This window comes from Dyadobacter sp. HNCC25DJ187 (genome assembly GCF_056895255.1).
Map to the genome: position 1 here is coordinate 446,334 of NZ_JBXHAT010000001.1, position 21,759 is coordinate 468,092.

Sequence of the window (21,759 nt, forward strand, 5' to 3'; positions counted from 1 at the left end):
TAGCAATAAAATTGGTTGATTCAACCTGCTTGTACTTTACGAGATCCCATTTATATTGTTTATATTTTACAAGATCCCATTTATATTGCTTATACTTTATACGCGCCGTATGTTTTAGCCACAGCAACGCCGCCAAATGTTTCGTTTTAAATATGCTCGCTAAAGTCATTTTCTCCAATTTTCACTACTCATTAAATGTCTGCATGTCGATCAGTCTGCGATACAGACCGTTTTTCGCAATCAGTTCCTGATGATTGCCCTGCTCGCGAATTTTACCATCTTCCAGCACAACAATCTTGTCAGCATTCTGTATAGTGCTCAATCTGTGGGCAATTACCAGCGAAGTACGATTCTTCATCAGGTTGTTCAAGGCTTCCTGTACCAGTTTTTCCGACTCCGTATCCAGGGCAGAAGTTGCTTCATCCAACAACATCACAGGGGGATTTTTCAAAACAGCGCGTGCAATACAGATCCGTTGCTTTTGTCCACCTGATAATTTCATGCCACGGTCACCAATATTGCTTTCGTAGCCATTCTCGGTTTGAAGTATAAATTCGTGCGCGTTGGCAATTCTCGCGGCATTTTCCACTTCTTGATAAGTAGCGTTTGGAAGTCCGAATGCGATATTGTTAAAGATGGTGTCGTTAAACAATATCGATTCCTGGTTCACTACGCCAATAAGAGACCACAGTGATTCCAGTTTAATGTCTTTCACATTCAACTCATCTACTGTAACCTCACCACTCTCTGCTTCAATAAATCTCGGAATTAAATCCATCAAGGTAGATTTCCCACCGCCGGAAGGACCAACTAAAGCGATTGTTTTTCCTTTTGGAATTGTAAGGTTGATGGAATCCAGAACCCGGCGTCCAGGATAGGAGAATGACAGATTTTTCAGTTTGATCGCCTCATTAAAGCTGGTAACATCCCTGGCTTCAGGCGCATCTGATATCACCGGCTTTTCGTCTATCAGTTCAAGTACCCTTTCACCGGCTGCTATACCTGAATGAATACTACTGAATGACTCCGTTATAGCTTTTGCAGGACGCATTACCTGCGAAAAAATAGCTATATAAGCCACAAATTCAGCCCCGGAAAGATCAGATTGTCCATTGAGGATTAGCCAGCCACCGTACAACACGATTGAACTTACCATAGCTACACCCAAAAACTCGGATACCGGAGCTCCCAACTGCTGTCTTCTTGCCATTTTTCTTCCTAACTCCGAAAAACGCACGTTTTCTGAGTGGAATTTCTGTTTGATCGCTTCTGTAGCATTAAAGGACTTGATAATTTTAATTCCGCCCAATGCTTCATCCAGATAACTGATCATGAGTCCGAACAGATGTTGTGCTTCAGCGGCCTGCTCTTTCAATCTCTTCACGATTTTTGATATAAGAAAAGCTGAAATAGGAATAACCAGTATTGCAAAAAAGGTTAGTTTAAAGGAAATACTGAAAAGTACGAATACATAAGCTAACAATTGCAGAGGCTCTTTGAAAACAACCTGGAGTGTGCCTGTTACTGAAAATTGAACAACGCCTACATCCGATGCGATTTTAGCAATAATATCACCTTTTCGTTGGTTACTGAAGTACCCTGTATGCAGACTCATTACATTGTCAAATACTGCTTTACGGATATTTAACAGGGTATGAATTCTCAAATTTTCCATAATCCTTTGTGAGAAGTATTTGAACAGGTTACCGAGAAAAACAGACAATACTGTAATACCACAGACAAGTTTTAATGCCTCAAATGGACCTTCATTTACACTTACCTGCTGAGCATAATAATTGAGGTATCCTGTAACGTCAATCCAGTTGTCAGGTTTGCTGACAGGTACTGCTGAACTTCCTTTTACAAAAAGTGTATCCATTAACGGAGCAAGTAGCACCAGCTGCATTGTGGTAAAAAACACACCTAAAAGGGTAAGCAGTATATAGGGTATGGCAAATTTTTCAATTGGCCGGGCAAAAGAGAGTAGTCTGAAATAGGTCTTCATTTTTTAGTTTAATGGCCGGAAAAATATAGCCGTGAATCTTTGTAAATGGTAAAAGAAAATACAAAGATTGCCCATTCATTGGGTTGAATGATAATATAGACGCTTAAATTTAGGTAAATTATTTATTAAGTGCTTGTAAATCAACGCGATATATGCATTCTTAAATTACATCAATAAAGCCGGTATCAGAATCATATCGTTTAATATGGTGATTAAACGAATTTTTCCTTCTTATCAATCCGTTCAGGTTGCAATAATTACACCAGAGCATTTAATAACCCATAGGCTCATACGCATACAGCACACTAATACCCAATTACAGAAATTCCTGTTTTAGGGCAGGAGTGGGGTGAGATGAACCTAGGAATACTGAGTAAGATGTATTGGACAACTGAATAACTCTCTTCGAGAGATCAGAATAAAATTTATTGCCGGAATCTTCTTAAAAATGTTCATCTATTGTACTATCATGGTAAATAATTGTAAGCTGAGTCGGACCCTGGTTTTAAAATTAATCAGGCAAACCACGCTTTAACAAAATCACTGCGACGCTCTCGTCATTAAAGAGACTAAGAATGCAATGAAATGGTTGTAGCGAAAGTGTAAAAAAGATTAAATACATTGTTATCAGTTCTGCACTATGCTGGAAATCAACTGGCTGAATGTCGAAGCTATGAACGTTTTATAGCCATTGTGTGTAAAAATATTCACAGATTTCGGGGGCTTGTTGGCAATATTACCGTGTATTTTAAAAGAAACATCAACTTTTTCCGAAAGTGCAATGTTGTGAGAAAGTAGCCATCCAGCTGGTAGGTTTTATTTATGATGTGAAAAAATGAAGATTGATACAGACCCAATTGACAGTTACTTTCCCGATATGCATAGCGCGTACAAGGCGGCTCGCTCTATTTCACAAACGGTGAGTGATCATTTTTACAAACATCACCAGGATGTATTTCTGCATCCGGAACCGTTGTTAGCATCCCCTCCATCACCGCAGATCATCGAGTCGATCATAGATACAACATTCTGGACAAGTCTAAGAAAGGAAGAGGGAAGATCTCCCAAGATCTCAATTGCCTATCTGGCGCCTGAGCAGGCTGATAATCCTCTTATTTTTGGCGAGATGTTGCCGTTTAATGCCAATTCCCTCACCAAACTTGCACCGGCGGTAGAGCGCTCAGGCATCCACCTAGGCGTGTGGGCTTATGATAACGAACTTTACGTTTGGGGTACCACGAGGCAAATTCCTGCTCTATGCTTTGTTCTGGAAGTGATCGAGCCGGGAATGCTGGTCATCAAGCATCGCCGTATTGATGGTTTCGGCAAATTTGTAAACGTAGCTGTTCTCAAAGGCGATCAGGTAAAGATCATTGATGAAAACAGCGGACGCGTTCCGGCCTGTCCGTCGCTGGTAAACTCCATGATGGGATTTGATGCGCCCTCTATATGGGACGATTCGCTGAATGTACTGGTACAGCTGGCTGTATCCATGCGGGATCATGGTCGGGGCGGGATTTTGCTTGTAGTACCTTCCGGATCAGATACCTGGCGCGAATCCATTATTCATCCTATATCCTATGCCGTACAGCCTGCTTATTCTGAACTTGCCGGTTTGCGGGACCAGGTTTCTACAAATACCAGAAGCGGGATATGGCAGGCGAAATTGAATGCTGCAATACACAATTTGGCGGGATTGACCGCTGTAGATGGCGCAACGATCATCAATGAAAATTACGAGCTGCTTGCTTTTGGCGCTAAAATCGGGCGCTCACCCAAGGGTTCACCAGTGGAAGAGATGCTGGTCACAGAACCTATTATCGGTAATCAGGGCAAGATTATACACCCGGTTCAAAACGGCGGCACACGGCATTTGTCTGCGGCTCAGTTTATTCACGATCAACATGATGCGACTGCATTGGTAGCATCTCAGGATGGAAGATTTACCATCTTTTCCTGGACACCGTATAAACAAAAAGTTCAGGCGCACAGAGTTGACGCTTTGCTGTTGTAGAAAATCATCGGCCAGGATCAAAAAGATCAAGCTGATCAGGGTCTTTGGGTTTGCGTCCCTTGGGAACGATTTCTCCAAAATTGGAAAGGGATATCCCTAAAAGTCTTATTGTTCTATCTTCTAAATCAGCCTTATCCAATAGTGTTGTAGCTGCTTTATAAATACTGTCATAATCGCTGACCGGATGAAGGAAAGATTGATTTCTTGTAATCTGTGTAAAATCGCTATACTTGATTTTCAATGTCACAGTGCGACCTGAAAGCTGCTTCCTGGCCAGGCGATCAATCACCGTAACTGCTATCCTCTCGAGTTCTTTATACATCTCTTCCTTCGTTGAAAGGTCATACATAAATGTATCTTCGGCTCCAAGCGATTTGGTTTCACGATGGGGCTGAACCTGCCTGTCATCGATACCTCTGGCTATGCGATAGTAAAAATGACCACTCTTTCCAAAGTGTTTGACCAGATCCTGTTCAGAGAGACGGTAAAGATCTGCCCCGGTGAAGAGATCCATATTATTCATTTTATCAGCCGTAACCTTTCCGACTCCAAAGAATTTGCCAACCGGAAGTTCGTGTATAAATTTCTGAATCTTTGAAGGTCCGATAAATGTCAGACCATCTGGTTTGTTGATATCAGATGCAATTTTAGCTACGAATTTATTGGTAGATATGCCTGCAGAAGCAGTCAGGTGAAGTTCACTGGAAATGGCTGCTTTAATTTCCTTCGCTATTTCCAGCGCTGAGCCTATCCCGGCTTTATCATAAGTAACGTCAAGAAAAGCTTCATCCAGAGAAAGCGGTTCTATCAGATCGGTATAGCGCTCAAATATTTCCCTGATAGCACGTGACACAGCTTTGTATACATCAAAACGAGGACGAACAAAAATAATATGCGGACACAATTTAATGGCAGTAATGGAAGGCATAGCCGAACGTACACCAAATTTTCTGGCCTCGTAACTGGCTGTTGCTACAACCCCGCGTCCGGTCGGAGAACCGCCTACCGCAATTGCCTTGCCGCGAAGGTCAGGATTATCTCGCTGTTCCACAGATGCATAAAAAGCGTCCATGTCAATATGGATGATTTTCCGGATCACCGTTGGTATATCATTCATCTTTTTGACGCAGGATGGAAAAATTAACTCAATGCATATACAACTATGTACCTTACAAAATAAGTATGAGAAATCATCTCTCCAAAGGATTTCTTCCTAGTTTAGCGTGGAATTGTAGTAACGCAGCTTTTTTTCAAAGGGTCGCATCAACAAATCGTTTTTTTTCGTAAGTATATGTGGGAGCCTATAGGATGATAACTCTTCTGTATTCTTTCTTTACCAAGATCGCATAATTAAAGTACAAATGAGTTTAAAATTACATAGAATAGCTCCATTTTCATATATCACACTTCTGTTTATGCTGGTTTCATTTGCTGGTTATACGCAGGAAAGATGTGGAACAATGGAAGCGCTGAATACCTATTTTTTAAGTAATCCTGCACAAAAAATCAGTTTTGACAATAGAGAGACTGAATTGCGACGGATCATTAATCAGCGGGTAGCTTCCGAAAAAACAATGAGAACAACTGGCCCGGTTACCATTCCCGTTGTTTTTCATATTGTAATGCGGCGTCCGGCCGCTGTTACGGATAATCAGATTTTGGCTCAGCTGGATACTATAAACAGAGATTATGCCGGTACCAATCAAAACAATGCGCGGATCCTGTCTGCATTCCGGGATGTATATGGTTCTTCCGGCATTGAGTTCTGTCTGGCACAAAGAACACCAAATGATCAACCTACAACCGGGATCGTGAGGTATACGACTAACCAGGCTGGCTTCACTGATGTAGTGGGTGTTCAGGCGGGCAGCGTGAAACATGTAAGTACGGGCGGTGCAGATTCCTGGGACCCGAGTCGATACCTCAATATCTGGGTGTGTGACTTTACCAACAATTTGCTGGGTTATGCCACATTCCCAAATACGGGTAGACCTGACGAGCAGGGTGTTGTGATCAACCAGAGAAGTCTGCCGGGCGGATCAGCTACAAATTATAATTACGGCAAAACACTGACGCACGAATTAGGACATTTTTTCAACCTTTATCATATTTGGGGAGATGATAACGGAAGTTGCCAGGGTACAGATTATATCGACGACACGCCAAATCAAGCGAAAGAAACAGAAGGATTGCCTACCGGAATAGTTACCGATAATTGCTCACCAACAGCTCCTGGTATTATGTATCAGAACTTCATGGATTATACCTTTGATGCCGGGCTGCTCATGTTTACTAATTTACAGGTTGCCCGAATGGAAGCTGCATTTGACACATACAGATCCTCGTTAGGGGCTTCCAACGCATGTGTCCCTTTAATGCTTAAAAACAATGACGCTCAGCTCAAATTGATCAACAGCCCGGAGCAAAGATTGTGTACAGATACATTCGTACCACAAATCACCATTGAAAACAGAGGTAGCAGGACATTAACTTCCTTATTAATAGAAGCAAAAGTGGACGACGGAATAGCTGTTCGTTCAAATTGGACCGGCTCCCTAGAAACGTATCAGCAAGCACTGATTAACTTTCCCGGACTGCAAACCGAAGAGGGAAATCATATTATTACCGTAACTATATCTAATCCTAATGGCGTAACGGATGAGGACGTTTCCAGTGACGTACTGACAAAAGAGTTCATATACTATGGCCCATTTGAGGCGCCGGTTAGAGAAGGCTTTGAAAACAGCTTTTTGCCTGCTGGCTGGGATATCGTGAATGAGGATGCCGGTGTAACCTGGGAACGGACAAATATTACCGCTAAAACCGGAGTATATTCAGTACGGATCAACAATATGGACAATATTGAAACGGGCCAAAAAGATTACCTGCGAAGCCCTACGGTTAACATTGCCAACACTGATTCTGCCTTTGTATCATTTCAGCTAGCAGCTGCCAGTTATGCCAATGCTGCATCACAGACAGCCGTCTGGGATACATTACAGGTGCTTATTAGTACAGATTGCGGAAAAACATACACTCCTGTTTATAAAAAGTGGGGTGCTGCACTGGTAACAAGAGCCGGAGCGACACGCACAGAATTCGTCCCTGGTAGTTCAGAATGGCGGATGGAAGAAATCAATATAGGCCGCTTTATAGCCAGTGGAGAAGTGCTGGTCGCATTCCAAAATACAAGTGGAAATGGTAACTTCATCTATTTGGATGATATCAACATTCGCACGGTAACAGTAAATCCGAATCTGAAAGAAGCAGGTTTTCTTGTAACTCCCAACCCAACCGACGGTGCAATATCAGTCCAGTTTTATCCGCATCCAGCCAGCCTTAAAGCGATTCAGATCTATAATGTTGCGGGACAACTAATGGTAGAAAGAGAGATCGTAAATGGTCAGGTCCCGGGGAATATCTATGAATTCACTTTAAATAACTGCAACGCGGGAGTATACGTGGTAAGAGCGGTATTCGAAGATCGCATTTTAACCAAAAAATTTGTAAAGGTTAATTAACATCTAAAGATAAACGCCGGCTGATTAGCCGGCGTTTATCTTCCAATTTAAAGAATTCGTTTCACTACTACTTTGCTATTGGTCTGAGAAACAGCATACTCCTTAGCATGTTCGTTGGTTGGCAGCAGGAATATCTGCTTTTTTTTCTTTCCGTCCGTAGAAACCCAGTTAGCAGAATAAATCTCAGGAAGCGGGCCTGCGATTATTGGTCTGTTGTCTGAGTGGTAAAAAACCTCTTCTTCTTCATAGGCAAGTTCAAGATCACTGCCCTCAATCACGTCACATATAATTTTAAGCTTACCGAAATCGTCATCTGCCAGTCCTCTTATTCTTGCTTTCCCGTAAAACGGATCTTCTTCAAAATCCCATTTAATATAATATTCGATTACATTTCCAATTTGAGAATCTATGTAGTCGGCCGTAAGCAATTGTTCCTGACGCATGGTGATGTATTTTATTTACTAATAGTATTTCTAAATGCGAACTTTCAACACTTGGTATAGGAGCATTTCGACAAATGTAATCGGTAAGTACTTTTTTCCAAAAATTAAAACTTCTCTTTATCATTTTTTGTGAAAATAAATTCTTAATGACAAGCTAAGTCTCGTACACTTCGATAGGTTGTAGGCCGCCAAGTCCCAGATGATATGTCACCTTTTTTATATTCATCACTTCCTAAGGTATGATTTTTGATAATTGTGGCTTTACAATATCACTTTACGGAATAGAATTCCATTACTTAGCCACAATTCCTATGACAAAAGCTCAACGACCCCATCAGGTTGGTTGTGTTCCCTGGCAGAATATGTTCAGGAATAAGATCACTGCTACCTTGATCTTTCTAGGGACATGCACTGCCACCTACGCACAAGTTCCAGTCGATACCATCCCCAAACCCAAGATCGACACCGTTGCAAAGCCTGAAGTTAAGAGTGATACAGTCGGGAAGCCGAAATCAGACTCGGTGGTAAAGCCAACTCAAAAATTTGATCCGCTTGTCAAGCCGCAAACAAAGGCAGATACCTCTAAAAAAGCCGCGACACCGTCCAGCACTCAGAATACCGAGGCAGTATCGGATAGTGCCGCGATGAGCCGAATCCCAGGCAACGTTAATAAGCCGGTAAATGTAGATTCCACAACCATCCAGTCAGGCAGCACTGCCGAATCAGATACAGCGGTTGCGGCTTCAGTGGTACCTCAGGATAGCATTCCGGACCTTGGCGCTGGTGCAAGGGCAATCAAAGGACTGGTAGTGGACGAGAATGGTACCGGACTTCCGGGAGTTAGTGTCGTAGTAAAAAACACCAAGATACAAACCGTTACAACACCGGAAGGTACGTTTGATATGAAAGTGCCGGCAGAAAGATCCATCTTGGTGCTTTCCTACGTCGGCTTTACTACTAAGGAAGTACCTGTACGGCGACAAACGACTTATAACATACAATTGAATCCGGAAGCCAAGGCATTACAGGAAGTTGTGGTTGTCGGATACGGAACACAAAGTAAAAGAGATCTGGCCAGCTCGACCACGCGTGTAACGGGTACCGAATACAAGTCAGCTGTTGTAAATACCGTAGATCAGGCCCTGCAAGGGAGAACGACAGGGGTACAGGTGGTAGAGACCTCCGGTGAGCCTGGCGCAGCAGCTGTAGTCCGGATCAGAGGGAATAACTCGCTAAGCGGAAATAATGAACCTTTATATGTAATTGATGGATTTCCTATGCCGCCCTATCGTGAAGCAGGTGCCAATTTTACCGGATCTTATACACAAAATGGCCTCTATGGTATAAATCCGAATGACATAGAAAGCATGGAAGTACTTAAGGATGCCTCAGCGACAGCTATATATGGATCCAGAGGTGCTAATGGTGTAATTCTGATTACTACTAAAGCCGGGAAACGCGGAACCGGACGCGTCGAACTGGTAAACAAGACTTCATTCGGAACAATTTCCAACCCTATAAAAATGATGAATTCGCAGCAATACGCTGAAGTCATCAATGAAAGTTTCCGGCTGACAGATCGTGCAGAGCCATTTGAAAATCCCAACAGCGTTACTACCAACACCAATTGGGTAGATGAGATCACACAGCCGAGCTTCCGTCAGGACGTTACCATGAGTGTATCAGGTGGCAGTGCCAAATCATCATATTACATCTCAGGGAATTACCTGTTTGATAAGGGAACAATCATCAATTCCGATAACAAACGTGGAAGTATCCGGGCTAATCTGAACAATGAAGTCAATAACTGGTATACGCTGAAAGGACAACTTGCCTACACCCGCCAGAAGTCCAACAGGGCTGTTACTGCATCCCGTGCATGGCCATTTTCAGGTGGCCTGATGGATGGTTTGCGAGCAGCACCTACTTTGGAGCGTGATTATCTCGGTTTCAACAGTCTGGGAATACCCGGCTACCAGGGATATTATTTTGCCAATCCATACAATGAACTGATGGCTAAGTCAGATGTAACGCAAAATGATTACTCGATCATCAACCTGGAAAACTATTTCAAGCTGGCTCCGGGATTGCAATTTGTAGTGAGTTTGGGAAGCAATCAAAATCTTACCCGACGCAGTGTATTTCTGCCACCAAGTACAGCAGAAGGAAATCAATCGCGCGGACGAGGAAGTAACAATACCTCCAACACCTATTCGTATAACGTTAATGCATTCCTGCAGTATGAAAATACGATTAAGAAGGATCACTACATCAATGCAACAGCCGGTGTGGAATATAACGATCAGGTCGTTGAATTCGTCAATACCAGTACATCGGGTTTCGATATTCCATACTTCGGCACAGACAATATAGGAAGTGCACAATCTCAGTCATTGGGTTCATTTAAGGAAAAGAGAATTCTGCAATCTGCTTTCGGACGGATCAACTATTCATTCAAAGGAAGATATGTGTTAAATACTTCACTTAGAATGGATGGTGCTTCTGCTTTTGCGGAAAACAACAAGTATGGCTTATTTCCATCGGTAGCGCTGGCATGGAACCTGGATCAGGAGGAATTCATGAAAAATGTGAAGTTCGTTTCAAATACCAAGTTCAGAGCTTCATACGGAGAGACGGGGAGCCAGGCAATAGGACCCTATTCTTCACTTATGCAATTCAACAGTGCCTTTTACCAGTTGGGAGATGGGGACGGTACTATCACTACCGGTATCTTCCCGACTACACTGGCAAATCCGAACCTGACATGGGAACGTACCAGACAGTTTAATGCCGGTATTGATTTTAACACAGCAAAAGATCGTCTAGTGATCAGCGCAGATTATTACAATAAAGTCACATCTGATTTGCTCCAACAACGCGTTTTGCCAACTCAATCCGGTGTGAACTCTATCCTGGATAATTATGGGACAATGCGGAACCGTGGTGTGGAGGTGAGTTTACAGGCTAATATAGTTCAGCATAAAAATGTTACATTTTCATCACGTATCAACGTTTCGAAAAACGTAACTACACTGGTAGACTTAGGCGAAAGAACACAGCCTGACTACGTATCGATCAATGGAAACTTGCTTGGAGGAGTATCAGGTATACTCAAACCGGGAGAAGAAGTTGGGCGATTCTTCGGCTACCGCGTAGCAGGTTTATCTCAGGTATCTGATTTTGATGCAAATGGAAATCCATTGTTTGCCACATTTGAAGGACCAAGACCTGCTGGCTCAATCGGAACACCTGTTTACGGTTCATGGATATATGAGGATACAAATGGTGATGATATTATCAATGATGAAGACAGAGTAGTTTTAGGAAAATCCAACCCGGATTTTACATTTGGATGGAGCAATGACTTCACATGGAAAAACTTCTCATTGAATGCGTTATTTACAGGTTCTGTAGGTAACAATGTACTGAATCTTACCAGCTTTTACGTCAACAATGGGGTGGTGGATTACGGCGGCGTCGGCTTCAACCAGTCGGAAGAATGGTATAACCGCCGCTATACAGAAAGCAACCAGCACAATGATCCGAAATATCCTGGTATTCAGCGGGGTATAGCATCGGGAGATATTAACTCTACGATGGTAGAAGATGGAAGTTTCGTCAGACTTAAAATGCTGGCTCTTTCTTACACCTTCCCAAAATTAGGCCCGATTCAGAATCCCAAATTATTTGTAACAGGTACAAACCTTTGGACACTTACCAAGTATACCGGATATGATCCTGAAGTGAGTTCGTATGCACAATCGCTTCTTCAGCAAGGTATTGATTACGGCGCGTATCCTATGCAGCGTTCTTACACCATTGGTTTTTCATGTAATTTTTAAGATCACACTCATGAAAGGATTAAATACATTACTACCCGCATTATTCTTGCTAGGCATTATTTCCTGCAAAGATAACCTGGATGAAAAGCCGTTTTCATCGCTAAGTAAGGAAGTCGTTTTTGAAAATGAAGAAGGACTTAACCAGGCCACAGTCGGAGTATATCAAACATATACCGCACCCGATGTGAATGATATCAGTGCCAGATTTACGCTTACAGAAACCGGCCACCGTTATGCAACCGCCGGAATAGGAGTGGGTGGTGAACCTTATTATCGTTTTGGCCATTTGCCTAATTCAGGCGCTTTCGCTGCAGTGTGGTCCAGATTCTATAAAATCATTTTCAGAGCCAACATTGTGATTGCTAATGCGAAACTGGCCGTTCCCGGCGAAGAAGCTGAGGCAGATCCCTATATTGCCGAAGCGCGTTTTTTACGTGGTTATGCCTACTTTAATCTGGTCAGATTGTTCGGAGATGTTCCGATTATTTTAGAGCCCATCAATTCCCTGAAAGATACCGACCTGATTTTTGGCGGCAAAAAAACCGCTACAGAAGTTTATGATGTTGTACTCGCAGATCTCGCCTTTGCAGAAACCCATCTTCCCGACTCCCGTAGCGGAGCTGAACTGGGCCGCGTCACAGCCGGGACGGTAAAAGCCATGCTGGGTAAGGTATATTTAACAATGGCCGGCAAACCGCTTGCCAAAACTGAAAACTACCAGAAGGCAGTTGATAAACTGAAAGAGGTAACCGGAAGCGCAAATGAAGCTAAATATGGTTTCGAATTAATGGCAGATTTCCCGCGTATCTTCGCTCTGAACAATGAGAGAAATGCTGAGATCGTACTTTCATTCGGGTATTTTATCAACTCCGCTAATCCCAACGGCAACATTTTGCCTTTTAATCTATTTCCGCCGGGACTGGTAAACGGCGATGAACAAACCAATTACGGCCTGACTTATGATTTTTACAAGTTATATGAACCGACAGATGTTCGCCGTGATTTTACTGTCATCAGCAAATATGTTTTCAGAGGAACTGCAAGGGGTGATGCCCAACCGGGTGACAGTATCGTTTATGATACGGTGAAAGCTAATTACATAAATCAACGCACTAAGACAGCAGTGGGTACAGGTAATTATAAATATGGGATGTCATTTGGTAAAATGGCCAGGGATCCCCGCCCCGCAGGTGCAGCAAATCAGGGGTATTCAGCTGACCTGATCGAGTTGAGATACTCCGATGTTTTGCTATGCCTCGCAGAAGCACTGGTTGAAACTGGCAAACCTGCTGAAGCGCTTCCTTTACTGAACCGCGTCCGTACGCGTGCCAAGGCAACTGCTTCCAAAGCAACCAACGCAACTGAATTACGAACAGCGATACGTAAGGAAAGAAGGTTGGAACTGTCAGGAGAGTTTAATACGGTATTTGACATTCGCCGATGGGGCACATTGAGCGATGAAATCACCGCAATGTCACCGGAACAGATCGTGGATAACATACTGCTTCCATACACACCCAAATTGGAGCTTTATCCACTACCACAGTCACAGATAGATGCAAATCCTAATCTGAGACAAAATCCACTCTGGTAAAAGAGATTTGACTTAGAAGTTTACGAAAGCGGGCGGATGTATGATCTGCCCGCTTTTATTTTATCTGGGCTATATAACGTTATAACCGTTACGAGAAAGAGATAACAAGGGCGATAACCGAACGCGGAAATAAATAGGATTGAGATTAGAAATATGATCCTTTCAAATGTAAACACGTTCGTAGCCGATGAATTTTTGGCTAATATCATCTTCGTCACGATACGGCTATTACCTTTGCAACTCAATTCATCAATTTATGATTCGATATAAGAGTGTTGGTGCCCTGCTGGTAGCATCTGTTTTAAGTCTTTCCTGTAACAAACATTTCACGGTCAAGCATAACGAATACAAGCAATATGGCATCACCCAAGAGGTAGCCGTAGATTCATCCGTAATTCGTACGTCTACGCCGTATAAGCAAAAGATGGAGTCGGAAATGAACAAAGTGATTGGCCATGTTACTGCCGAACTTGAAAAATCTTCCGAACCTGAGACTTCTTTAGGTAATTTTTTCGCTGACGCTATTTTGGCTGAGGCCAGGAAAATTGAGCCCGGTACTGATATCTCCTTCCCGACTACCAAAGGCGGTATACGGAATTCTGTTCCAGCTGGCAGTATTACGATTGCCCATATTTTCGAGCTGATGCCTTTTGATAATGAGATTATAATCCTGAAGCTTTCCGGAACCAGTGTTCAGAAAATAGTGGATTATCTGGCTTCCAGCAATGGACAGCCGGTATCAGGCATCAGAATGAAAATTTTGAATAAAAAAGCCTATGATGTTTCCATCAACGGAAAGCCTTTGGACCTCAACAAGGAATATATGATCGCTACTTCCGATTACCTGGCTAACAATGGTGATGACCAGAATAGTCTCGCAAATCCCCTTGAACGTCATGATACCGGAAAACTCATCCGTACAGCGCTTTTGGACTATGTAGCCGAACAAACTAAAAATGGAAAATCAATAACCCCGCTGATAGATGGAAGAATTGTTGTTTCAGAGAACTGAGAGAAGAGATTTTTTAAAGAAAGCAGGCACTATTGCAGGCTTTTTGGGATTAGGTGCTTCGCCCTTATCTGCCTTTGCCGGGCGCGACGCGATACAGCTCACAATACTTCATACCAATGATGTACACAGTCGTATAGATCCCTTTCCGATGGACGGTTCACGTAACCAAGGAATGGGAGGGGTGGCGAGGCGATCAGCAATCATCAAATCCATACGTGCTGAGCAAAAAAATGTGTTGCTGCTCGACGCAGGTGATATTTTCCAGGGCACACCTTACTTTAACGTGTTTGGTGGAGAGCTGGAGCTGAAACTCATGAGTGATATGGGTTACGACGCCTCCACTTTCGGAAATCACGACTTCGATAACGGAATCGAAGGCTTTATAAAGCAAATGCCGAATGCTGATTTTCCATTTCTGATCAGCAACTATGACTTTCGGAACACTGCATTACATGGTAAAACCCAGCCCTATAAAATTTTTAAAAAGCAAGGTATCAAAATAGGTGTATTCGGGCTTGGAATTGAGTTGAAAGGACTGGTCAGTAAAAACAATTACGGCGAAACGCAGTATCTTGATCCTATCCTGAAAGGCAATGAAACAGCATCCCTGCTAAAAAATGAAAAACACTGTGATCTGGTCATTTGTCTATCGCACCTTGGATATAAATACAAAGACAACAAAGTTTCAGATCAGGTATTGGCTAAGTCAACCCGCAATATTGATCTGATTATTGGCGGCCACACGCACACTTTCCTGAAAGAACCAGAAACGGTAATGAACCTTGACGGAAAAGCAACGTTAATAAATCAGGTGGGCTTTGCAGGTATTAATCTGGGACGCCTGGATTTCCTCTTCGACAGGTATTCCGGCAAACATAAAATGATGGCGGCGGTCTGCCCGGTGGTAAACAACATGATGGTTTAGAATGAATAACAGGATTAATGTATTTCTGATCACCGGCTTCCTTGGAGCGGGGAAAACTACGGTCCTCAACCACCTTTTAAAGGGTGTAGCCGGACAGAGAAATGTGGTGATAGAAAATGAATTTGGGAAAGCTGCTGTAGATGGAAGCCTGATTACACAGTCGTATGATCAAATGTATGAGCTAAGCAATGGATGTATTTGCTGTTCGCTGGATGAAGAGTTGTACAACGTACTTTCCCTGATGGCAAATAGCAGTGAAAGAGCTCAAAATTTATTTATTGAAACAACTGGTGTAGCAGATGCCGGCAGCGTTGCGGCCATTTTTACAAGGGAAGATGTTGCTAAAGCCTTCAATTTGCAACGCGTAATATGTATAGCAGATGCAGAGAACGTTGAAGATTATCTCGAAGAGACCAATGAAACGATCCGCCAACTTGTTTGTTCAGATTTGATTGTGATCAACAAAATTGACTTTGTATCAGCAGATTACACATTAAAGTTGAAGGAAATTCTGTCAAAGGTCAACCCGTTTGCATCTGTTATTTTTTCGAAAGATGGAAGTATCCCGGAAAATCTGCTGACATCACCTGTATTGAATAAAAACCCGTTTCTACCTGAACATGAGGGGGTTACTCTGGGCATCGGAAAACATAAAATAAACACCGTCACGTACCGCACCGAAAACGAGTTTTACAGGGATTATCTGCTACATACGCTTAACGTGAGCATGATGATACACTACCGCCAGATATACCGCATTAAAGGGTTTATAAAATTGGAAAAAAGTAATGAAAAAATCTTGCTGCAGTCCACAGGTAAGCGTCTGACATTGGAAAGTCACGGAAGCTGGGAAGTAGCTAATCCCATATCAGAGTTGGTATTTATTGGAGTAGGTTTACAAACTCCCGGTATTCAAAGAATTTTGAGGCCTGCCATCAGAACCGTAAATGCCAAAACCAAAGCTGAAAGAGAGGCCGGCTTTAAGATATGATATGTATAGAAAAAACCCATTCCGGCATCAGAATGGGTTTTTTCTATGATAACTAAGTGATTACTTTTTTCCGGCGAATGACCGCAGCATCCAGGTATTTTTCTCCTTAAACTGCATAAAACGGTTAACCATATCATTTGTACCGTCATCACCGGCTTTGTCTGTAAGTTCCAGTAATTCCCTCTCAAGTTCGATGAGATTAGCCATGTCATCCAGAATAGCATCTACCATAACCAGGTCTTTCATCCCAATGGTATCTATTTCCTTAATTTTGGATTCCTGGATGTAATCTGCAAACCGACTGTGAGGAGGCTTTCCAAGGGTCAGTACACGTTCTGCAATTTCATCTATCGTCAATTGTGCATTGGTATAGAGCTCTTCAAACTTCACATGTAGGGTAAAGAAATTTTGTCCCTTAATGTTCCAGTGGCAGCCCCGTAGCTTCTGGTAATGAATATGATAATTGGCAAGATAATCATTCAATAAGTCCACAACGGGTTTCACTTCTTTTTCTGTTAAGCTGATTGCTTCGGCATTCATGTTGTATATCGTTTGAGTTGTTTTTTGTTTGTATTAGGGCCTTAAAATGCACAATGCAAATCAAAATAATCATACCAATGCGTATATAGACCAGCCAATCATCAGGCAGGAATTTCGGAACTGTACAAGAGCACCAATTGTCAGCAAAAGATACAGGCTAAATGGTCTGCCAAAAGTATATTCATGTATATTTACCATTGGAGTACACTTGCAATCTTACCATCCGAGTCATTCTGCTTATGAAGAAGTTCAAAGAGATTACAACCCGATCTGACTGCCCGATCAGTTACACGCTTGACTTTATTGGTGACAAATGGACACTACTGATTTTAAGAGATATGATGTTTGAAGGGAAGTCCGCATACAGAGATTTCCTGCTTTCGGATGAAAGAATAGCTACCAATATTCTGGCTGACCGGCTGAATATGCTTGTGACATATGGTTTCATCACCAAAACTTCCTCAGTAGAAAACAAGACCATGTTTGTATACAACCTTACTGAAAAAGGGATTTCACTTATGCCTATTGTAACTGAACTGTCGATCTGGGGTTCCAGGCATAATCCTGACGCTTCCAAGTCCGAGTTAAATTCCTTACTTAAAAAAGACAAACAGAAAACAGTTAAAGAATTTACAAAAGCACTCAAAAAGAAAATTGCCTGAAATTTTAATAAATCAGGCAACCTTCGTGCTATGGCTGGGAGTTTTCTTTGATCCTTATTATTTATCTCTGTCCGGTTTAAGTGTAGGTTTAATGATCATTCGAAGCGACTGGTCTTTTGTGAAATAGGCGATCATCCAATTGTAAAGTGTCCTGACCCGATTTCTATAAGTGATCAAAGAAATCAGGTGAATAAATAACCAGGCAAACCAGGCAATTGTCCCGCTGAAATGAGCCTTTGGTTTTGGAAGATCAACCACAGCTTTCATTCTTCCTATGATCGCCATGGATCCTTTGTCGGTATATTTGAAAGGTACAAGCGGTTTGTTTTCAGCGATGTTTTTCAAATTTTTGGCAAGATGTCGTCCTTGTTGTATGGCTACCTGTGCTACCTGTGGATGACCAAACGGAAAGGCCTCATCTGAAACTTGTATGCTCGTATCACCAATAGCGAATATGTTTGCTGTGCCCGTTACTTTATTGTATTCGTCCGTGACCATACGTCCTGCGCGTCCGTAGGATTCGGCAGGAAGTCCCTCAAAAGTCTTTGCGGTGACTCCCGCCGCCCATATCAGGGTTTTGGCAGAAATTGTTTCACCACTCCCCAGGTATATGGTGTCATCTACGAAATCCTTCACCCGGCTATTGAGCATAATTTTTACACCCAGTTTTGACAGGTCCTCGTAGGTGTGCTTCTGAGATTGAAGGCTCATCGGTGATAGCAATGCTTCACTGCCATCGATCAGATAAATCTCACTTCCCTTGCCCACCAGTTCCGGATACTCTTTTCTCAGAATTCCATTTCGCATCTCAGCAAACATTCCTGATAATTCCACTCCCGTAGGTCCGCCTCCGGCGATTACAATAGTTAGTAATTTTCTAACCTCTGCCGGGTCATTTAGCAGGGTTGCCTGTTCCATGCGTGATAACAATGTGTTCCGCATGTCAATAGCATCATCCAGCGTTTTCATGGCGATGGCATTTCGCTGTACATTCTCCATTCCGAAGAAGTTTGTCCGGGCGCCCGTCGCGATAACAAGGTAATCGTAAGTCAGTTCTCCATTGGACAAAATCACTTTGTTCGCCTCGGGAATTATCTTTTCCAAAGCACCTAGCCGGAAATCAGTGTTGGACTGTTTTGCAAAAAGCTTTCTAAAAGGATAGCTAATGCTGGAAGGCTCCAGAAAGCCTGTGGCCACCTGATAAATCAGAGGTGGAAAAAAATTGTAATTATTTTTATCAACTATTGTGATGGTATGCTTTGTACTGCGACCAAGCGAAAGGGCAAGGTTTACTCCTGCAAATCCTCCTCCAATGATTACTATATGCATTACGTAATAATTTTTGTTATTTCAACCCATGCCATCCACAGTCATCAAAGCTTTCACTTATCTGGAGTATTCCTCAACATTGAGAATCACTTTTGTGTCCGGGACCGTGTATGATTATTTTTCAGTTTCTGCGGATGTTTTTGATTCATTCAGGACTGCTATTTCTAAAGGAACGTATTTCAACAACAATATCAAAGGAAACTACCGTTTCGAAAAAGTCAATGGCTGACGATGCCTGATTACTTCACTGCTTTAATCGTTTTAAATATCTCCGCATGAGGTTGCTCACCTTCGTAAGTCTTCACCAGATTTCCTGTTTTATCATAAATGGCAATGTAAGGAAAAGAGCGGATCTGATAGTAACGCTGAACAGCATAGGTCAGCCCTTCTGTCCCCACTTTTATGTTCGGATATTGTGCCAGCTTATATTTCTTGGCGAATGGCGCAAGCATATTCATGTCCTGAAAAGTAACCATCACAATCTGTTTTCCGGCAATGGCCGTTTGATTTTTTACCATATCTTCCGTAAAATGCTGGCAGTGATCACAGTCAGGAGAAAAGTAAATCAATACAGCGGGACCTGGAGCCATTTGAGCAGCTGTATAATTCTGACCGGTAGTCAACTTGATATTAAAAGGAGCTATTTTTCTCACTCCAAGCGCCCCCTGAGCGAAAACACTAGTTGCAAAAAGCATAGCAGCTGCTAAGCTTAAAAGCTTTTTAGTAGTCATTAGATTCTAAATTTTAATGGTTAATAGCGAATAGCATGCTGCAATATGAAACGGATTTACTCAATGCATCAAACCGGCGTACAGGCATTTTCACTAAAAAACTTGATTACCCCTGTCTCCGGATTTCTGCACTTTACTTTGCCTGTAAATTTGGTTGAGGCTCCTTTTTGTATGGTCTCATGCGTCATGATTACCCATACTCCAGGATTATTTTTTACGCTCACACGCGCACCATCGTTGTACTTTTGAACTGCCATTACAAATGAATTACTGATGCGGCAAAGGTAATTAAAATGTGATGTGCGGCGGTAGGATTAATCACAATTTAAGACTGCTGCAATCCAGCCAGTACCTGAGTTGATACCGGACCAGTCGCAGATAGAAGCTTTATAGATTTCCTTTCCGTTTTTCTTTTACTGCATAATCGGCTGCCCGGGCTGTAATAGCCATGTAAGTCAATGATGGATTTTGCGTCGCCGTGGAAGTCATACATGCCCCATCGGTAACAAACACATTTTTACAGTGATGAAGTTGATTCCATTTATTCAGCATAGAAGTTTTGGGATCCTTACCCATACGAACTCCGCCCATTTCATGGTTTTCACTTCCTGGGTTACGTTTGGTATCGGCTGTTTTGATATTGGTAAAACCCGCAGAATCCAGCATTTCAGACATTTCATTATAGAAATCCTGAACCATTTTCATATCGTTATCATCGAAATCAACCGCCATGCGTAGCTTTGGGATACCCCAGGCATCCTTTTCAACCGGGTCAAGCGTTACCCTGTTGCTCTCCTTGGTTATTGTTTCTCCCATCATCTGCGCTCCGATACTCCAGCCGCCGGTTTCAGGCTTGAAAAGGTTTTGTTTAAGTGAATCACCAAGTCCATCTCTTGAGTTTCCTAGTTTGGCGGTAGAAACAGATGCAGCATAACCTCTCAAAAAGTCAGTTTCCTGCTTGGCTACATTTCGGAATCTTGGCATATATGCTGCGTTCGGTCTGCGACCATCAGTTGTAAAGTCATGGAATCCATCGTACTCCGCTGAAACCCTACCCCGGTAATTATGAAAACCAATGTACTTCCCTAATACCCCGCTATCGTTACCTAATCCGTTAGGGAACCTGGAAGACTTTGAGTTCATCAAAATAAGGTTACTATTAATAGCCGAAGCATTCAGAAATATAATATCTGCATAAAACTCTGTCATTTCTTTCGTCAAAGTATCAATTATCCTGACACCGGAAGCCTTTTGTTTCTGCTCGTCATAAATAATGGATTGAACAACTGAGTGAGGTCTCAGTGTCATATTCCCGGTGCGCTCTGCCCAGGGAAGCGTGGAGGAGTTGGAACTGAAATAGCCTCCGAAAGGACATCCTCTCTGACACATGTTTCTGTGTTGACATTGAGCACGGCCTTGCTCCAGATGTATCGGTTTGGGATCTGAAATATGTGCGACTCTTCCGATAATGATATGCCTGGAATTGTTGTATTTACCAGCTGTTTTCTGACTAAAGTGCTTTTCTACACAAGTCATGTCATGCGGTTTCAGAAACTCACCATCCGGCAAATGCGCAAGTCCATCTCTGTTGCCTGATATACCCGCAAACTTCTCTACGTAGCTGTACCAGGGCGCTATGTCTTTATACCGGATGGGCCAGTCCACCGCAAAGCCGTCACGTGCGGGACCCTCGAAATCATAATCCGAGAACCGCTGCGTTTGCCGTGCCCATAGAAGTGAGCGACCGCCAACCTGGTAGCCACGCATCCAATCAAATGGTTTATCCTGAATATATGGATGATCTGCATCTCTGACTACAAAATGCATGGCATCTTCCCTGAAAATATAATGTTTACTGACAATCGGATTTGCTTCGCGCAGTGCCAGTGAGGGTTGTCCCAAATGCTCGAATTCCCATGGCTGCATGTTGGTGGTAGGGTAGTCCACAATATGTTTAACATCCTTTCCTCTTTCCAATACAAGCGTTTTTAAACCCTTCTCTGTGAGCTCTTTCGCAGCCCAACCTCCGCTAATTCCTGTTCCGATCACGATGGCGTCAAACGTTCGTTGTTGTCGGGAATCAATGTTAAAATATGACATCTTATTATAGTTATGAGTTCAGGTGAAACCGAGTTAATTTTAAGCTCAAT

Annotated in this window: 17 protein-coding genes; 9 read left to right on the top strand and 8 right to left on the bottom strand. The window is 42.6% G+C overall.

All coding sequences use genetic code 11. The features are described from left to right. Nucleotides 1-184 precede the first annotated feature (184 nt). Nucleotides 185-2,005: an ABC transporter ATP-binding protein gene (locus AC1XUE_RS01740; protein WP_483354209.1), complete on the bottom strand. Its 1,821-nt coding sequence runs from the start codon at nucleotides 2,003-2,005 to the stop codon at nucleotides 185-187. An 835-nt stretch (nucleotides 2,006-2,840) separates the two neighbouring features. Here AC1XUE_RS01740 and AC1XUE_RS01745 point away from each other — a divergent pair. Then, complete coding sequence (locus AC1XUE_RS01745) at nucleotides 2,841-4,019, top strand: putative sensor domain DACNV-containing protein (protein ID WP_483354210.1); 1,179 nt, start codon at nucleotides 2,841-2,843, stop codon at nucleotides 4,017-4,019. Nucleotides 4,020-4,023: 4 nt separating this feature from the next. On the opposite strand, the gene dinB is transcribed toward AC1XUE_RS01745, so the two are convergent. Further along, nucleotides 4,024-5,136, bottom strand: a complete 1,113-nt coding sequence (gene dinB / locus AC1XUE_RS01750) for a DNA polymerase IV (protein ID WP_483354211.1) — start codon at nucleotides 5,134-5,136, stop codon at nucleotides 4,024-4,026. Nucleotides 5,137-5,380: 244 nt separating this feature from the next. Between dinB and AC1XUE_RS01755 the strand changes: the two genes are divergently transcribed. After that, nucleotides 5,381-7,540 carry a M43 family zinc metalloprotease gene (locus AC1XUE_RS01755; protein WP_483354212.1) on the top strand — a complete coding sequence of 720 codons (2,160 nt, stop codon included), beginning with the start codon at nucleotides 5,381-5,383 and terminating at the stop codon, nucleotides 7,538-7,540. Between the two features lie 47 nt (nucleotides 7,541-7,587). Here the strand turns inward: AC1XUE_RS01755 and AC1XUE_RS01760 are convergent, their stop codons facing one another. Further along, complete coding sequence (locus AC1XUE_RS01760) at nucleotides 7,588-7,983, bottom strand: hypothetical protein (RefSeq protein WP_483354213.1); 396 nt, start codon at nucleotides 7,981-7,983, stop codon at nucleotides 7,588-7,590. A 311-nt stretch (nucleotides 7,984-8,294) separates the two neighbouring features. Here AC1XUE_RS01760 and AC1XUE_RS01765 point away from each other — a divergent pair, with 311 nt between their 5' ends. The 5 genes from AC1XUE_RS01765 (at nucleotide 8,295) to AC1XUE_RS01785 (ending at nucleotide 16,347) form a co-directional block, all read left to right on the top strand. Beyond that, nucleotides 8,295-11,825 (top strand): SusC/RagA family TonB-linked outer membrane protein, encoded by a 3,531-nt coding sequence (locus tag AC1XUE_RS01765; RefSeq protein WP_483354214.1) that lies wholly within the window; start codon nucleotides 8,295-8,297, stop codon nucleotides 11,823-11,825. Between the two features lie 10 nt (nucleotides 11,826-11,835). Continuing rightward, the gene (locus AC1XUE_RS01770; protein WP_483354215.1) at nucleotides 11,836-13,419 is read left to right on the top strand and encodes a RagB/SusD family nutrient uptake outer membrane protein; all 1,584 of its coding nucleotides are present in this window, start codon (nucleotides 11,836-11,838) and stop codon (nucleotides 13,417-13,419) included. A gap of 256 nt (nucleotides 13,420-13,675) precedes the next feature. Continuing rightward, nucleotides 13,676-14,431, top strand: coding sequence for a 5'-nucleotidase C-terminal domain-containing protein (locus AC1XUE_RS01775; protein WP_483354216.1), 756 nt, complete (start codon nucleotides 13,676-13,678; stop codon nucleotides 14,429-14,431). After that, nucleotides 14,403-15,356, top strand: coding sequence for a bifunctional metallophosphatase/5'-nucleotidase (locus AC1XUE_RS01780; RefSeq protein ID WP_483354217.1), 954 nt, complete (start codon nucleotides 14,403-14,405; stop codon nucleotides 15,354-15,356). Before AC1XUE_RS01775 ends, AC1XUE_RS01780 begins: the two co-directional genes overlap by 29 nt. Nucleotide 15,357: 1 nt before the next feature. Further along, a complete protein-coding gene (locus AC1XUE_RS01785; RefSeq protein WP_483354218.1) occupies nucleotides 15,358-16,347 on the top strand; it encodes a CobW family GTP-binding protein in 990 nt (329 codons plus the stop codon). 60 nt (nucleotides 16,348-16,407) lie between these two features. On the opposite strand, the gene AC1XUE_RS01790 is transcribed toward AC1XUE_RS01785, so the two are convergent. Next, on the bottom strand, nucleotides 16,408-16,887 hold the full coding sequence (locus AC1XUE_RS01790) for a Dps family protein (RefSeq protein ID WP_483354219.1): 480 nt from the start codon (nucleotides 16,885-16,887) through the stop codon (nucleotides 16,408-16,410). A gap of 239 nt (nucleotides 16,888-17,126) precedes the next feature. Here AC1XUE_RS01790 and AC1XUE_RS01795 point away from each other — a divergent pair, with 239 nt between their 5' ends. Beyond that, on the top strand, nucleotides 17,127-17,549 hold the full coding sequence (locus AC1XUE_RS01795; protein ID WP_483354220.1) for a winged helix-turn-helix transcriptional regulator: 423 nt from the start codon (nucleotides 17,127-17,129) through the stop codon (nucleotides 17,547-17,549). Nucleotides 17,550-17,606: 57 nt separating this feature from the next. Here AC1XUE_RS01795 and AC1XUE_RS01800 read toward each other — a convergent pair whose 3' ends face one another. Beyond that, nucleotides 17,607-18,878: an NAD(P)/FAD-dependent oxidoreductase gene (locus AC1XUE_RS01800; RefSeq protein WP_483354221.1), complete on the bottom strand. Its 1,272-nt coding sequence runs from the start codon at nucleotides 18,876-18,878 to the stop codon at nucleotides 17,607-17,609. A 28-nt stretch (nucleotides 18,879-18,906) separates the two neighbouring features. Here AC1XUE_RS01800 and AC1XUE_RS01805 point away from each other — a divergent pair, with 28 nt between their 5' ends. Then, nucleotides 18,907-19,107, top strand: coding sequence for a KTSC domain-containing protein (locus AC1XUE_RS01805; protein WP_483354222.1), 201 nt, complete (start codon nucleotides 18,907-18,909; stop codon nucleotides 19,105-19,107). Between the two features lie 10 nt (nucleotides 19,108-19,117). On the opposite strand, the gene AC1XUE_RS01810 is transcribed toward AC1XUE_RS01805, so the two are convergent. The 3 genes from AC1XUE_RS01810 to AC1XUE_RS01820 form a co-directional block, all read right to left on the bottom strand. Continuing rightward, complete coding sequence (locus AC1XUE_RS01810; RefSeq protein WP_483354223.1) at nucleotides 19,118-19,609, bottom strand: peroxiredoxin family protein; 492 nt, start codon at nucleotides 19,607-19,609, stop codon at nucleotides 19,118-19,120. Between the two features lie 68 nt (nucleotides 19,610-19,677). After that, on the bottom strand, nucleotides 19,678-19,866 hold the full coding sequence (locus AC1XUE_RS01815; protein WP_483354224.1) for a hypothetical protein: 189 nt from the start codon (nucleotides 19,864-19,866) through the stop codon (nucleotides 19,678-19,680). Between the two features lie 130 nt (nucleotides 19,867-19,996). After that, nucleotides 19,997-21,709: a GMC oxidoreductase gene (locus tag AC1XUE_RS01820; protein ID WP_483354225.1), complete on the bottom strand. Its 1,713-nt coding sequence runs from the start codon at nucleotides 21,707-21,709 to the stop codon at nucleotides 19,997-19,999. Between the last annotated feature and the right edge of the window lie 50 nt (nucleotides 21,710-21,759).